Raw genomic sequence first — 14937 nt, 5'->3', positions numbered from 1 at the left:
CCCCGTCAGGAGGTCGGGCCGCCGAAGATGTCGATACGGTCGCCCTCGGCGAGGGTCACGATGGCGCGCTTGGTGTTCGCACGCTTGCCGAAACCGGTGCGGGTGCGCTTGCGCTTGCCCTGCCGGTTGATCGTGTTGACCCCGGTGACCTTGACCGAGAAGACCGCCTGGACGGCCTCCTTGATCTGGGTCTTGTTCGCGCGCGGGTCGACGACGAACGTGTACTTGCCCTCGTCGAGCAGTGCGTAACTCTTCTCGGAGACCACGGGCTTGACAAGAATGTCGCGCGGGTCCGAGAGGGACTTGCTCAGCGGGGTCTCGACGGTCGCCGTGGTGCCACGACGGGCCTTCGCCACACGCGCGGCCTTCGCCGCCTTGGCGGCCTTCGGCGCAATGCTCGGGTGTCGCGTAGCCATCAGGCCTCGCTCCCTTCGGTCTCAGCGGCCTTGGAAGGGCCAGACACGAAGGACTCGAAGGCGGCCTTGGTGAAGACCACGTCGTCGGAGACGAGCACGTCGTACGTGTTCAGCTGGCCCGGCGCCAGGATGTGCACCTGGGGCAGGTTGCGGGCGGACAGCCACGCGGCCTCGTCGGCCCGCTCGGCGACCAGGAGCACGTGCTTGCGCTCGCTGATCTTGCCCAGCAGGGTCTTGGCGGCCTTGGTGGACACCGCGTCCTCGACCACGCCGGAGACGACGTGGATACGGGAGTGACGGGCCCGGTCGGTGAGGGCGGCGCGCAGAGCGGCGGCCTTCATCTTCTTGGGGGTCCGCTGCGAGTAGTCACGCGGCACGGGGCCGTGGACGACGCCACCACCGGCGAACTGGGGCGCGCGGGTCGAACCCTGACGGGCGCGGCCGGTGCCCTTCTGGCGGTAGGGCTTCTTGCCACCACCACGGACCTCGGCGCGGGTCTTGGTCTTGTGCGTGCCCTGTCGGGCAGCGGCCAGCTGGGCGACTACGACCTGGTGGATCAGCGGAATGCTGACCTTGGCGTCGAAGATCTCCGAAGGGAGTTCGACGGTCCCGGCCTTGTCGCCTGCCGGCGAAAGGATGTCAACGGTGCTCATCAGTTACCTCAGGCCCCCTTGGCCGCGGTACGGACCAGGACGAGGCCGCCGTTCGGACCAGGAACCGCACCCTTGATCAGGAGCAGGCCCTTCTCCGCGTCAACGGCGTGAACGGTCAGGTTCTGGGTGGTGACCCGCTCGTTGCCCATACGGCCCGCCATGCGGAGGCCCTTGAACACACGACCCGGGGTGGCACAGCCACCGATGGAACCGGGGGAGCGGTGCTTGCGCTGGGTGCCGTGACCGGCGCCGAGGCCCTTGAAGTTGTGACGCTTCATGACACCGGCGAAGCCCTTGCCCTTGCTCTTGCCCGTGACGTCAACCTTGACGCCGGACTCGAACACCTCGGCAGTGACCTCCTGACCGAGCGTGTACTCGCTCGCGTCGGGGGTGCGGAGCTCCACCAGGTGACGGCGGGGGGTCACGTCGGCCTTGGCGAAGTGGCCCTTGAGGGGCTTGTTCACCTTGCGCGGGTCGATCTCGCCGAAGGCGATCTGGACCGACTCGTAGCCGTCGGAGTCATTCGTACGGACCTGGGTCACGACGCAGGGTCCGGCCTTGACCACGGTCACCGGGACGACACGGTTGTTGTCGTCCCAGACCTGGGTCATGCCGAGCTTCTCGCCCAGGACACCCTTGATCTGCTTTGCCATCTCTTCCGCGCCTCTCAGAGCTTGATCTCGATGTCGACGCCGGCCGGAAGGTCCAGGCGCATCAACGAGTCAACGGTCTTGGGCGTCGGGTCGAGGATGTCGATCAGGCGCTTGTGCGTGCGCATCTCGAAGTGCTCGCGCGAGTCCTTGTACTTGTGCGGCGACTTGATGACGCAGTACACGTTCTTCTCAGTGGGCAGCGGCACCGGGCCCGCGACCGACGCACCAGTACGCGTCACCGTCTCGACGATCTTCTTCGCCGACGAATCGATGACCTCGTGGTCGTAGGCCTTGAGCCGGATGCGGATCTTCTGTCCCGCCATGGCTGCTTCTTAGTCCTGTCTCTCGTAACGCTCTGGAACCCGCTGGGTCGAGCTTCTTGGAACTGCCGGCCCTGCTCCGACCCACGCGGTCGGGCGTGTCGCATTCCCTCTACGAAGATCTCCCGAAGGATTTCCCAACCAAGGGTTTGCGGGCCCATGGACCGCAGGCCGGGGGCAGAACACCCACCGGGTGCCTGGCCGGAACCCCGCTGACACTTCCCGGAAGATTCCCGTACGTCCGTCCCAGCGCTGCCCCGGAGGGCAGTTGGGACGACGAGTACTGTGGGACTCGCTTCCGGTCCTCCCGGCGGGAGGCGCGCAGCATCGGCACTCAACCGAGCAACCTGAACAGTGTGCCATAGGGGCCTTGACCCTGGCCAATCGGGCCGGAAAGCGTACCCCACGGGCGTTTGAGCGAATCCTGGGGCGCGTCTCCCTCGGCCTCACGCGCGAGGGATTCCCGGGGCCTCTCTCGCTCAGCCGAGGTCGGCCCAGGTGCCCATCGTGGCTTCCAGGGTCCAGATACGGACCTTCGCCTGCGCGCGGGACGCGTACAGATCCCGTTCGACCACGATGCTCAGGTCGCCGGTGCCCAGCTGCTGCCGCACAGCATGCTCGACGAGGTCCATGCCTGTGCTGACTCCGTCACAGAGAGACAGTCCTCGACGCTGATCACTTCGGTGTCGCGCGGACGTACGGCATCGGGCAGGCGCCCCTTGGTGACGACGTCACCCAGGTCGCCGGCGGCCAGCAGATCCACATAGCCGGGCAGATCGGTGAAACGGGTCAGACGACTCTCGCCCGAATCCGGGTCACGGGTGCAGACCATGACCCCGGAGTGGTCCTGCGCGGTGAGCGCGTTGAGCAAGGCCGGGCTGTGGGTGGTGAACAGCACCTCTACAGCGCCTCGCCGCGACTCCTCCCGCATCAGATGCAGCACCCGGGCGGCCTGGGTGGGGTACAGCCCGTTCTCGATTTCCTCGATCACCAGGAGCCGTCTCGGCACGGCGGGATCCACGGCGGGAGCTGGCGCGGGTACATCAAGCATCGCGGTACCGAAGGCGAGGAAGCGCAGCATCCCATCGCTGAGGAGGCGGGCGGGGATTTCATGCACATCGCCGTGGAACCCCGACTCGTGGAGCACGAGTTGCACATCGCCGAGGGAAGTGACGACCGTGTCCACGTCCACCACCGGGTACTCCGGCATCCCGCTGATCAGCTCTTTGAGCCGGTTGAACGCCGGTGGATCCTCGCGCCTCAGCTCACCCACCACAGCGCTCAGGTTGTCCGCGCTACGACGGAGCTCGGTGTCCCGCTCGGCCACGTACCGGCGCATGAGGTGCGGGACCGGGTCCAGGAGAAAGACCTCCCGCAATGCGGACAGCACCTGGTCGGCCGCGCGGTGCACCAGGTGCCCGGCCTGCGTCGTGTCCGGCACCCGCACCGGGACCTGAGAAAGGAGGAGACGGTCAGGAAGTGTTGCGTCGCCCTCCTCCAACTCCTTGCGGCCGTTGAAATAACGCACCGCGAGACGGTCGGAGCCCGATTCGTACGGCTCCGCCACCAGCAGCACCCGGCCCGGTGCCACCCTCCTGCCGCCGTACAGCGCCCCCTCCACGGCCACCAGCCGCTCACAGCGAATACGAACGGTCGGCCGTACCTCGATCTCCACGTCGAAGTCGAACACCGCCTCCCCGACCCGCACCCGGCAGCCGATGGCGAAGGCATCGCGCCCCAGCGGCGCGCATCCCTCGGCACCGCCTCGGATCGGTTCCTCCCCACCGTGCCGAGGCCCGTCGAGCGCGTCCCGTACCGGTTCACCGAGCGAGAGCCGGGACAGAACCGTCAGAGCGTCCAGCGCGTTCGACTTGCCACTGCCATTGCGGCCGATCAGAAGGGTGAGGTTCTGGAGCGGCAAGCACTGGTCGGTGAAGCTCTTGAAGGAGGTGAGGCGCACTTCCTCCAGGCGGGGTGTCTGCACCGGGCACCTCTCTCGATCGTCCGGGTCGGGCAGTGCGGTACCGATTCTCAGCTAACAGCACCTGATCGGCACCATCCAACAGGACGCCCGTGGCTCCACACGTCAGTGCCGGGAGGCGTGGGCCACGAAGTCGGACCAGGCGGTCGCGGCGAAGCCGAGGCGGGGGCCTTCGGTGGCCTTGGAGTCGCGGACGTGGACGGTGCCGGGGGTGGTGGCTACCTCGACGCAGTCGTTGTCGTTGCTGCCGCTGTGACTGCTCTTGAACCACTGTGGCTCGGACGCGTTCCCGGCAGAGGACTCGCGGGTCATGTCTCCCCCAGCACTTTCTCGATGAAGGCCAGCGACTCCCGTGGACTGAGAGCCTGAGATCGGATGATCCCATGTCGCAGCTCAAGGACTTGGACCTCTTTCGGCGCCGAGAGCATGCGAGTGGTGAGCTGCCCCGCCACGTACCCCACCGTCGAACCGTCCCTGAGCTTCAGCACCTGGAGCTCACCACCCATTCCGGCGTGGTCATCACGGTCCGTCGGCATCACCTGGATCTCGACGTGCCTCAACTGGGCCCGCTCCAGCAGGTGTTCGAGCTGGCGACGCAGCACCATTCTGCCCCCGATCGGGCGGCGTAGCGTGACCTCTTCCTGGACAAAGGTGAGCGTGGTCATCGGCGTACGCGCGAAGATCCGCTGCCGGGCGAGACGGGCCGCCACGTACCGTTCGAGGTTGTCCGGGGAGAAGGCCGGCCGCCGGATGTCGAACAGCGCCCGCGCGTACTCCTCCGTCTGCAACAGCCCGTGCATGTTGTGATTGCAATACGCGCCCAGTTCGACGGCTTCCGCCTCCAACTTCGCGAGATCCCGCACCTTCTTCGGGTACCGCGCCTCCGCCACGTCCTGCTTCATCGCGGCGAGCTTCCCGCCCGCGCCCAGCACCTCGTCCGCCCGGTCGAGGAACTCCGGTCGCGGGATGCGCTTGCCCGCCTCCACTTTGTAGACCTGGTTCTCGCCGTAGCCGATCGCCGCGCCGAACTCGACCTGGCGCAGTCCGGCGGCCTCCCGCCAGAGCTTGATCTGGCGGCCGACGGCAGCGATCACCGCGCCGGAGTCTTCTCCGGGGTCCGGTTCCCAGTCGGGCTCGTCCGCGCCGTCCGTCGTGTAGTCCGTACCGCCGCTGTCCACGCCCATGTGCACACCTCCGACACGCCCGTAGCGTCACTTTCGGTCGCCCCGAGCACGGAAGGTCACGCTGTACAGCCCTGACAGTTCCATACCTGACCAGGGACATTCACCGTACGTAAGGGCGCCGCCACTATTCAGCCTAGACATATCCGGACACGCTGTGTGACGTGAACCGAGAAATCAGCGACCAGCTGCCCCTGACGCAATCGGCGCCGCCCACCCATGAGTTCCGTGTGCAGCTGTCGTCCACTCACAGGGGCGCCAGGCTCACTCGGCTGCTCGCCGTCGAGCAACTGCGGTCCTGGGAGCTGCCGTTCGAGGACGCCGCTCATGTCGTGGCCGAGTTGGCGTCGAACGCCGCGGTGCATGGCCGCGCACCCGGCCGGGACTTCCGCCTCACGCTCCGGCGTCCGAGGCCGGGAATGCTGCGTATCGAGGTGACCGACGCCCAGGGCGCGCGGCTTCCGGCCACCCGCCAACCGGCGCCCACCGATGCCGAGTCGGGGCGCGGGCTCCTGCTCGTCGCGGCGCTGGCCGACCGCTGGGGCGTCACGACCGGACCGGCGCTCAGCAAAACGGTCTGGGCGGAGATCGACTTCACTCCCTGAGCCCAGCCTCCCCCGGCCCACTGGAAGCTCGCCCACCGAAACCCGGAAACCCTGGCCTCGGTGGGTCAGGCCTCGGGGCTGCGGGACGTAAAAAGATCAAAGAACCCGGGAAAGAACCAACCAAACCCCACCCAACCTCCCGTACATCACCCACAAGGGTGATCTCGCCCCAGAGAGCTGGCTTTCGGACAGGTCAGGGCGGCAGGCTCGGCCTCGACAACAGCACAGACATGAGACGGCCCCCGGCCGGGACTGGCATCCCGATCGAGGGCCTGACCACCAAGGAAGTGAGGCTTCCCGATGACTGAACAGCAGCTTAGTGCGCCCCCGCGCGCTCGTTCTGTCGTTCGCCGATCCCCGTCCGGAGTGATGAAGGTGAACGAATTCCAGGCCTCCGGCTACACGATCGTCGGCAACCACCTCGCCCAGCACCGCGAGTTGTCCGCGACCGCGATCGGCCTGGCCACGCACATCCAGTCGCTGCCCGAGGGTTCGCCGGTGGACATCAAGACGCTGACCGGCAAGTTCCCCGAGGGGCGCGACCGTATCGCCGCCGCGTTAAGGGAGTTGGAGGCGTACGGATACATCGAACGCCTTCGTGAGCGGACCGAGGGCGGCTGGATCGTCACCCGCACAATCTCGTACAACGCGCCGGAGGCGACCCGCGCCCGTCGGGCCCGCGAAGCCGCATTGGCGAATCAGGACGGGCGTGTGACCGTGGAACGGACACCGGCCGAGCGCCCGCAGCCGCCGCTCCCGGTAGCCGCAGCGGACAGACCGGCCACCGAGCCCCCGCAGTCGCCCGGCCCCGAGACCGCTCCCGCACCATCCGCCCCACCCGTAGGCGCGATCAGCGCGCCGAGCGGGACCGCGACGCCCCCTGCCGTACCACCGCCACTCCCCCAGCCACACGTCCACACCCCCGAGCGCGAGCGCGCGGCCGCCTCGCTCCTGGCCGATCTGCGGTGCGATGCCCCGTGCCTCTTACTCTCCGAGCGGGACGTACGGCGCCTGGCCCCGGCCGTCGCCGCCTGGCTGGAACGCGGTGCCGCGCCCGAGGCCGTACGACGCACCCTGACCGCGAACCTGCCATCGGGCCTGCACCACCCGGCCGCCCTGCTGGCCCACCGTCTCACCGCCCTGCTGCCGCCACCGCTTCCGGCGACCCCGGTCACCACAACCGCCGCACGCCCGGACCCACTTCAGAACTGCGACACCTGCGACCGCGCCTACCGCGCGCCGGAACCGGGCACGTGCGCCGGCTGCGCCGCCTCGGACACTCCGCTCGCGGCGTAGGAACGCAGGCCGACGTCAGAGTTCGGGGGCGAGAACCGTGAGCCGGAGGAGCGCCGCGACGGCGAGCGCGACCGGCAACGCGTACCACCACGTGCGCAGCCAACCGGCCTTCACGAATGCCAACGTCAGCAGCCCCCCGAAAACGGCGATCCCCAAGCCGATGCCGGCGGCGATGCCGGACTTGCCGGCCGCGTCGGTGTCCCAAAAGCCGTCGGGCTCGATCAGGTAGGCGAGCCAGGTGACGTAACCCGACACCAGATGCGCCAGGGCGAGGACGACAGCGCAGACCACCGTGCCGAGGAGTCCGGCGGCTTTGCGCCCGCGTCCTTCAGGGGTACGGATCGTGGGTCGGGCAGTGTTGCTCACCGCGATGTCTCCTCGGCGCCGCGCGTCAACGGCCCCCTGGACTCGGTGACCGTAATCGCGATCGTCGCACGGCGCCGCTAGTCAACAGCGCTGCGATCGGTAACGGGAACGCGTTCGAAGTAGCACAGAGCTGACAACACGGTCGTACGCCGGCGGGGCGGCACCTACTTGCGCTGGTGGCGGGCGACGAGCCACGGAAAGCCGGCACAGCACAGGCGGATCACCGTCGGACTGCGAAACCCCCTGCGGTTCAACAGTCCGAAGATGATGTGTGGGGCCTGGATGAGCTGTGGGCGACGGCAGGTTCGGACAGGCCGTCTTGTTCGCGCTCCAGGTCGTCCTCTCAAGCGTCGTCCACTCCCTCGCTCATGGAGCTTAAGGTCCTCGTGGGCTCCGGACTTTGTCAGTCGTGCAGGGAACTTTGTCAGTGGTGCACCGCTGAGCTTTGTCAGTGGTGCACCGCCTCGACGTTGACGCCGCATCAGGCGAGATCCCTGCGTGTGCCCCTCGAAGCGCGTTGCCCGGCGGGAGAGAATCCCTGCCAGACTGATGCCTGGAACCATCCGTACTGATATCCGGAACCGTCTGCGTTGTGGGGTGGATTGTGGGGGAATGGGTCGATGTCTTCTCAGACGGGCTCCATGGCCGATGCGGTCGAAGGTCTGCCTCATGAGCCCGGTGCTGGACACCGAATTCATGCCTCCGCGGGACCGGGAGGAAGTGCTCCGGCACGCGGTGCGGGAGCACTTCCTGGTGGCTGTCGATATCGAACACCGTCCCACACCCCGCCGTTCTGCTCGGCGAAGTTGAACAGCGACTGGGCGAAGTCCCCGGCGACACGCGGTGCGAGCAGGGCGAGCAGCTGCACCTGGGCCCGGTACTGGTCCCAGCCGGAGAAGTTGCTGTACTGCGCCCCCTGGCCGCGCCCGACGCGCCGTGTCGTACCGTCCATGCCCGGGTAACGGCCGTCGCGGTCGCTGACCAGGTTGGGCTGCTGGAGGGAGTGGTAGAGGGCGGTGTAGAACGTCGTACGCTGCGCCTCGCTGCCGCCGCTGATCCCGACGTCGCCCAACTGCCGCTCCCAGGCCGCCTGTCCGGCCTCCGCCACGTCCGCCACGCTCGCCCGGGGCGCTATCTCGCCGCGGAGGTTGGCCTCGGCGCCCGCGAGCGAGACGTACGAGATGCCGAGCCGCATCCGGACATCGTTGTCGCCCGCCGTGTCGAAACTGACGTACCCACCGGAACCGCGCCCGGCCCGGTCCGCCCCGGTGGCGTAGCCCTCGCCGCCGTCGGCCGTGGTGGAACCGGCGGCCAGACGGTCGTTCCGCCAGGTGCCGACGCCGGAGAAGGCGCGGTCGAAGGAGGCGGTGAAGTAGAGGCGGTAGTAGCTCTTACGGCTGTTCTCACCGCCGTTGGCGCGCCGCCCGCAGAACGCCCCGGTCTCCACCCAGCCGGTCACCTTCCGCTGCGCGGTGTCGATGGCGACGTGGGCGTTCTCGCTGCCGTTGAGGGAGTTGGAGACGCGGAAGAGGAGGCTGGCCGGCTTGTCCTCGGGGAAGGTGAAGTCGGCGACGCCGGCCCGCTCGCTGACGGCGAGGTCGGTGATCGCGCCCGAGTCGAGGCCCACGCGGTAACGGCCGGGCTCGGCCTTCTCGTTGGCGTGCGAGAAGTTCGCGGCGTACTTCTGGTCCTTGGTGTCGGCGGAGGGGGACGAGTCGACGTCGCCCACGAACGGCATGATCGGTACGTCACCGGCCGCCCCCGGATGGCAGCCCGCGCCGTTGACATGCGTGAGGCTGAACCCGCGGACGCGGGTCGTGTCGTACGAATAGCCGTTGGCGGCGGCGGTGTTGGTCTGGTCGCCCGCCGTACTGGTCGGGGACCACGCGATCATGCCGAACGGCAGGTTGGCGCCGGGGTACGTGTTGCCGCCGTTGGCCGAGCCGATGAGCGGGTCCACGTACTGGGCCGGGTCGCGCACGGCCGGCGCCGCCGACGGCACGACGGACGACGTTGCCGCCGGGGCCGCGGCCGGTGCCGCGCTCGCCGCCGGGATGCCCAGGAGCGGGGCGATCAGCCCGGCCATGGCTGCGGCCACTCCCCCGCCGACCAGCGCCGATCGGCTCCCGCGTCTCTTTCTCTTCCCGTTCCGGAACGCTGCTTCCATCGCGAACCGCGCCCTCTCTCCTGTGCCGGCACGCCCGTTGAGATCGCCGTGACGATAAGGGCGTTCAACGGCCCCCGCCGGCCCGCGAGGGGCACAGATGATGACAGCTGGGTGAAACCGACGGTCCGGCACCGGCATCGCGTACCAAAGACGTGCACCAAAGACGTGTACCGGAATTCCCGCCTGACGGGAATTCCGGTACACGAACGCTATCCAGAGCGGATCAGGTGCTCCACAGGACCTTGTCACCGGTCGTGATGGACACCCTGCCGTCCTCGCGGAGGACCAGCTTCGCACCGTCGTTCCCGTTGGTGCGCGAGGCCCACACCGCCTTGTGGTCGGCGGTGTAGACGACGAGATTGCCGTCGGGCTGGAACTCGACGTTGTGGTTCTCGCCGAAGACCATGGAGGCCCAGAGCGCGTGGTTGTCCGCCTTGTTGTAGACGACGAAGTTGCCGTCCGGCTGAATGGTCATCCGGATGCGATTCGTACTCCACGACTGGCCGGTTTCGAGCTTGCTCGGCGCCGCGACAGTGGTCTTCGTCCAGACGACCGCCTTGGGCTTCTCGTCGGCCGCCTTCTCCTTCTTGTCCTTCTTGGAGTCGGCCGTCGGGGAGGGCTTGTCCTTGACGGATTCCTTGCTCTCCTTCGGCTCCGGATCATGCCGGACCTGGGGTATTTCGACCCGCGCCGACTTGGAGGGGGTGGCGGTCGGGGATGCGGAGGGCTTCTCGCTGGCGTAGTCGCCCGGCGCACCGGCCAGCGCGTCCGATCCGAGAACGGTGTCGGACGTCTGCAACGCCACGCTCCCCGACGGGCCGTTCCCCTTGTCGTCCTTGCCGCCGCCCATCAGGAGAAGGGGTACGGCGATGAGAACAGCTCCGGCTATGGCGGCGACGGCCAGCATGGGCTTCCCCGGCCGTCCGGCGGGCACCGCGTCGGGGGCGGCGGGCGGAGAGGCTCCACCGTCCGCTCCCGCGACGGCGATTCCGGTCGCCCGCCCGGAGCGCTCGCCCCGGGTGGCGCCCAGGGCCGTACCCGAGCCTGAGCCCGTACCCGTACCCGAGCCCGCTTCGGCAGTCCGCGCTTCTTCGGCCTCCGCTTTCCCGTCGTCCGCTTCCGCCTTGCCGGCCTCCGCGTTTCCGACCGACCCGGCCCCTGCTTCCCCGGCCTCTGCTTCCCTGGCCCCGGTCTCCCCGGCTTTCGTATCGCCCGGCTCGTCGGCGGTGCGGGCGTTCACGGCCGCCCCTGCGTCTTCGCCCCTGTCCGTCCGCCCGTCGGCCCCCGTGGGTACGGGCGCGGGCCGGGCCGGCTTCGAGGACGGTGACGGAGCCTGGGCATCGCCCGGGACGAGAGCGTCACCCGGGTCCTGAGCCGAGGCCGACAGTGTCACTGCCGCCCGGATACGAGGAGGGCGGGAAGCGGCTCCGGGCTTCGCCCCGCCCCCCGTGTCTCGCTGAACAACCATCCAATGTTCCTCTCATGACGAGGAGTCAGCCAACGGCCTCAAGGTGCACACCGTGGAGGTGGCAACTGACGCAACTAGGGCTGTCTTCTTGGGAGTCGGCGTCACCGGCCGCCCGACCGCATAGGTACGGACCACCAGCGGTCGGGGGATTATGCCACGCCGATACGACAAGCCGCCTTACACACCACGTCGTACACATCCCGCCGTACACACACGACAGGGGCCCCGCACCACCGTCCTCACGGACGGGGTACGGGGCCCCTGCTGAATGCTCCGAGGAGCAACCAGGTCACATCTGACCCGATCAGTTCCTTTTAGAAAAGGACCCGACTGGATCGGACGGGATCAGCAATTACTTGTTGATCTTGGTGACCTGGCCGGCGCCGACGGTCCGGCCACCCTCACGGATGGCGAACTTGAGGCCCTCCTCCATGGCGACGGGCTGGATCAGCTCGACGCTCATGACGGTGTTGTCGCCCGGCATGACCATCTCGGTGCCCTCGGGAAGGGTCACCACGCCGGTCACGTCCGTGGTACGGAAGTAGAACTGCGGGCGGTAGTTGTTGAAGAAGGGGGTGTGACGGCCACCCTCGTCCTTCGACAGGATGTAGGCCTGGGCCTCGAAGCTGGTGTGCGGCGTGACCGAACCCGGCTTGATGATGACCTGGCCGCGCTCGACGTCCTCGCGCTTGATGCCACGGAGGAGCAGACCGACGTTCTCACCGGCCTGGCCCTCGTCGAGCAGCTTGCGGAACATCTCGATGCCGGTGACCGTGGTGGTGGTCTTGTCCTGCTTGATACCGACGATGTCGACGGTCTCGTTGACCTTGAGGACACCACGCTCGATACGACCGGTGACGACGGTGCCACGACCGGTGATCGTGAAGACGTCCTCGATCGGCATCAGGAACGGCTTGTCGATGTCGCGCTCGGGCTGCGGGATGGACTCGTCCACGGCGCTCATCAGCTTGAGGACGGAGTCACCCCACTCCTTGTCGCCCTCGAGAGCCTTGAGCGCCGAGACACGCACGACCGGAAGGTCGTCGCCCGGGAACTCGTACTCGGAGAGGAGCTCACGGACCTCGAGCTCGACGAGCTCCATGATCTCTTCGTCGTCCACCATGTCGGCCTTGTTCAGGGCGACAACGATGTACGGCACGCCGACCTGGCGGGCCAGGAGCACGTGCTCCTTGGTCTGCGGCATCGGGCCGTCGGTGGCCGCGACCACGAGGATGGCGCCGTCCATCTGCGCCGCACCCGTGATCATGTTCTTGATGTAGTCCGCGTGACCAGGGCAGTCGACGTGCGCGTAGTGACGCGACTCCGTCTGGTACTCGACGTGCGCGATCGAGATCGTGATACCGCGCTGGCGCTCCTCAGGAGCCTTGTCGATCTGGTCGAAGGCCGAGGCCTCGTTCAGGTCCGGGTACGCGTCATGCAGCACCTTGGTAATGGCGGCCGTGAGGGTCGTCTTACCGTGGTCGATGTGACCGATGGTGCCGATGTTGACGTGCGGCTTAGTCCGCTCGAACTTCGCCTTCGCCACTGGGGTCCTCCTGGAGTGGTTCTGTACGCCTTACTCATCGGCGCCAGGTGATCTTTGCTGGGATGCCGGGGCCCGGAGCCGCCCCGCCGTGAATCCGGCGGAACTGCCCCAAGGCTTCCGGTGACAAGCCTAAAGCGTGGACTCTGAAGAGTTACTCGCCCTTGGCCTTCGCGATGATCTCCTCGGCGACGTTCCGGGGAACCTCGGCGTAGGAGTCGAACTGCATCGAGTAGCTTGCGCGACCCGAGGTCTTGCTGCGGAGGTCGCCGACGTAGCCGAACATCTCCGAAAGCGGCACCAGACCCTTGATGACCTTGGCGTTGGACCGGTCCTCCATGGACTGGATCTGGCCACGGCGGGAGTTGATGTCGCCGATCACGTCACCCATGTAGTCCTCGGGCGTGGTGACCTCGACGGCCATCATCGGCTCAAGGAGTACGGGAGACGCCCTGCGGGCACCTTCCTTGAACGCCTGCGAACCGGCGATCTTGAAGGCGAGCTCGGAGGAGTCGACCTCGTGGTAGCCACCGTCGAGCAGGGTGAGGCGCACGCCGGTCATCTCGTAACCGGCCAGGATGCCGAACTGCATGGCCTCCTGCGCACCGGCGTCGACCGAAGGGATGTACTCCTTCGGGATACGCCCACCGGTGACCTTGTTGACGAACTCGTACGAGGTGTCGCCACTCTCGATGGGCTCGAGCATGATCTGCACCTTGGCGAACTGCCCGGTGCCACCGGTCTGCTTCTTGTGCGTGAAGTCCACGCGCTCGACGGTCTTGCGGATCGTCTCACGGTAGGCGACCTGCGGCTTACCGACGTTCGCCTCGACGCGGAACTCGCGCTTCATACGGTCGACCAGCACCTCAAGGTGGAGCTCGCCCATACCGCCGATGACGGTCTGGCCGGTCTCCTCATTGCTGTGCACCTGGAAGGAGGGGTCCTCCTCCGCGAGACTCTGGATGGCGACACCCAGCTTCTCCTGGTCACCCTTGGACTTGGGCTCGATCGCGACCTCGATGACCGGCGCCGGGAAGTCCATGGACTCCAGGATCACCGGGCTCTTGTCGTCGCACAGCGTCTCACCGGTGGTGGTCTGCTTCAGGCCCATGACGGCGACGATGTCGCCGGCGCCCACCGACTCGATCTCCTCACGCTTGTTCGCGTGCATACGGTAGATCTTGCCGATGCGCTCCTTGCGGCCCTTCACGGAGTTCAGCACCGCGGTGCCGGCTTCCAGACGGCCGGAGTACACCCGGACGAAGGTGAGCTTGCCCAGGTGCGGGTCCCTCATGATCTTGAAGGCCAGCGCCGACAGCGGCTCGTCGAACGACGGCTTCCGCGTGACGACCTTCTCCGGGTCCTTCACGTCGTGGCCGTCGATGCCCTCGACGTCCAGGGGCGAAGGCAGGTAGCGCACGACCGCGTCGAGCAGGGGCTGAACGCCCTTGTTCTTGAACGCGGTTCCGCAGAACACGGGGGTGACGGTGACGCCCTCGGACTTGCCGGAGGCGATGGTGATGCGACGGATCGCCGTGTACAGCTGCTCCACGGTGGGCTCGATGCCCTCCAGGAACAGCTCCATCAGCTCGTCGTCGTTCTCGGCGACGGTCTCGAGCAGCTTGCCGCGCCATTCCTCGGCAGCCTCGGTGTGCGTGGCCGGGATGTCGACGGTGTCGTACATCTCGCCCTTGGCGGCCTCGGCGGACCAGACGTAGGCCTTCATCGTCACCAGGTCGACGACGCCCTTGAAGTCGGCCTCGGCACCGATCGGAAGCTGCATGACGATCGGGGTCGCGCCGAGGCGGTCCGAGATCATCTCGACGCAGCGGTGGAACTCCGCGCCGGTCCGGTCGAGCTTGTTGACGAAGCAGATGCGCGGAACACCGTAACGGTCGGCCTGGCGCCAAACCGTCTCGGACTGCGGCTCCACACCGGCGACACCGTCGAACACGGTGACGGCACCGTCGAGTACGCGGAGCGAACGCTCCACCTCGACCGTGAAGTCCACGTGTCCCGGGGTGTCGATGATGTTGATGGTGTGGTCGACGTCCTCGAGCGGCCAGTGACAGGTCGTCGCGGCGGACGTGATCGTGATGCCGCGCTCCTGCTCCTGCTCCATCCAGTCCATCGTGGCAGCGCCGTCGTGGACTTCACCGATCTTGTAGCTCACACCGGTGTAAAACAGGATGCGCTCGGTGGTCGTCGTCTTGCCCGCGTCGATGTGGGCCATGATCCCGATGTTGCGGACCTTGGCCAGGTCAAGCGAAGTGGTGGCCATAAGGCTC

Annotated in this window: 14 protein-coding genes and 1 pseudogene; 2 read left to right on the top strand and 13 right to left on the bottom strand. The window is 67.5% G+C overall.

Annotation, left to right across the window (positions count from 1 at the left end):
• Positions 1–5: 5 nt before the first annotated feature.
• The 8 genes from rplW to ACIQD6_RS00585 all read right to left on the bottom strand — a co-directional run bounded on the left by rplW (position 6) and on the right by ACIQD6_RS00585 (position 5207).
• Entirely contained in the window at positions 6–416 is a 411-nt protein-coding gene (rplW, locus tag ACIQD6_RS00620; RefSeq protein ID WP_401876684.1) for a 50S ribosomal protein L23, read from the bottom strand.
• Positions 416–1069 (bottom strand): 50S ribosomal protein L4, encoded by a 654-nt coding sequence (gene rplD / locus ACIQD6_RS00615; protein WP_401876683.1) that lies wholly within the window; start codon positions 1067–1069, stop codon positions 416–418. Before rplD ends, rplW begins: the two co-directional genes overlap by 1 nt.
• Positions 1070–1077: 8 nt before the next feature.
• Positions 1078–1722 (bottom strand): 50S ribosomal protein L3, encoded by a 645-nt coding sequence (gene rplC, locus ACIQD6_RS00610; RefSeq protein WP_401876681.1) that lies wholly within the window; start codon positions 1720–1722, stop codon positions 1078–1080.
• A gap of 14 nt (positions 1723–1736) precedes the next feature.
• Complete coding sequence (gene rpsJ / locus ACIQD6_RS00605; RefSeq protein WP_003948644.1) at positions 1737–2045, bottom strand: 30S ribosomal protein S10; 309 nt, start codon at positions 2043–2045, stop codon at positions 1737–1739.
• 476 nt (positions 2046–2521) lie between these two features.
• A complete protein-coding gene (locus ACIQD6_RS00600; protein WP_401876679.1) occupies positions 2522–2653 on the bottom strand; it encodes a hypothetical protein in 132 nt (43 codons plus the stop codon).
• Positions 2623–4026, bottom strand: a complete 1404-nt coding sequence (locus ACIQD6_RS00595) for an AAA family ATPase (RefSeq protein WP_401876677.1) — start codon at positions 4024–4026, stop codon at positions 2623–2625. The genes ACIQD6_RS00600 and ACIQD6_RS00595 overlap by 31 nt, the downstream gene beginning before the upstream one ends.
• 102 nt (positions 4027–4128) lie before the next feature.
• Positions 4129–4335, bottom strand: coding sequence for a DUF397 domain-containing protein (locus ACIQD6_RS00590; RefSeq protein WP_401876676.1), 207 nt, complete (start codon positions 4333–4335; stop codon positions 4129–4131).
• Entirely contained in the window at positions 4332–5207 is an 876-nt protein-coding gene (locus ACIQD6_RS00585) for a helix-turn-helix domain-containing protein (protein WP_401876674.1), read from the bottom strand. The genes ACIQD6_RS00590 and ACIQD6_RS00585 overlap by 4 nt, the downstream gene beginning before the upstream one ends.
• 161 nt (positions 5208–5368) lie before the next feature.
• On the opposite strand from ACIQD6_RS00585, the gene ACIQD6_RS00580 reads away from it, so the two are divergent.
• Together ACIQD6_RS00580 and ACIQD6_RS00575 are read left to right on the top strand one after the other, a co-directional pair.
• Entirely contained in the window at positions 5369–5809 is a 441-nt protein-coding gene (locus tag ACIQD6_RS00580; RefSeq protein ID WP_401876672.1) for an ATP-binding protein, read from the top strand.
• A gap of 369 nt (positions 5810–6178) precedes the next feature.
• Positions 6179–7105 (top strand): helix-turn-helix domain-containing protein, encoded by a 927-nt coding sequence (locus tag ACIQD6_RS00575; protein WP_401876671.1) that lies wholly within the window; start codon positions 6179–6181, stop codon positions 7103–7105.
• Between the two features lie 15 nt (positions 7106–7120).
• Here ACIQD6_RS00575 and ACIQD6_RS00570 read toward each other — a convergent pair whose 3' ends face one another.
• The 5 genes and pseudogenes from ACIQD6_RS00570 to fusA all read right to left on the bottom strand — a co-directional run bounded on the left by ACIQD6_RS00570 (position 7121) and on the right by fusA (position 14930).
• The gene (locus ACIQD6_RS00570) at positions 7121–7471 is read right to left on the bottom strand and encodes a hypothetical protein (RefSeq protein ID WP_401876670.1); all 351 of its coding nucleotides are present in this window, start codon (positions 7469–7471) and stop codon (positions 7121–7123) included.
• 775 nt (positions 7472–8246) lie between these two features.
• Positions 8247–9557 (bottom strand): annotated as a pseudogene (locus tag ACIQD6_RS00565) (glycoside hydrolase domain-containing protein); the annotation flags it as partial.
• A gap of 304 nt (positions 9558–9861) precedes the next feature.
• Complete coding sequence (locus ACIQD6_RS00560; protein ID WP_401876668.1) at positions 9862–10878, bottom strand: mannose-binding protein; 1017 nt, start codon at positions 10876–10878, stop codon at positions 9862–9864.
• Positions 10879–11458: 580 nt separating this feature from the next.
• Complete coding sequence (gene tuf, locus ACIQD6_RS00555) at positions 11459–12652, bottom strand: elongation factor Tu (RefSeq protein WP_401876666.1); 1194 nt, start codon at positions 12650–12652, stop codon at positions 11459–11461.
• A gap of 151 nt (positions 12653–12803) precedes the next feature.
• A complete protein-coding gene (gene fusA, locus ACIQD6_RS00550) occupies positions 12804–14930 on the bottom strand; it encodes an elongation factor G (protein WP_401876664.1) in 2127 nt (708 codons plus the stop codon).
• Positions 14931–14937: the final 7 nt, after the last annotated feature.

The sequence above is a fragment of the Streptomyces sp. NPDC088400 genome (assembly GCF_044753355.1).
In the GTDB taxonomy this organism is placed as follows: domain Bacteria; phylum Actinomycetota; class Actinomycetes; order Streptomycetales; family Streptomycetaceae; genus Streptomyces.
Note: the sequence above shows the minus strand (reverse complement) of the source record. Positions and strands in the feature narration are given on the sequence as shown.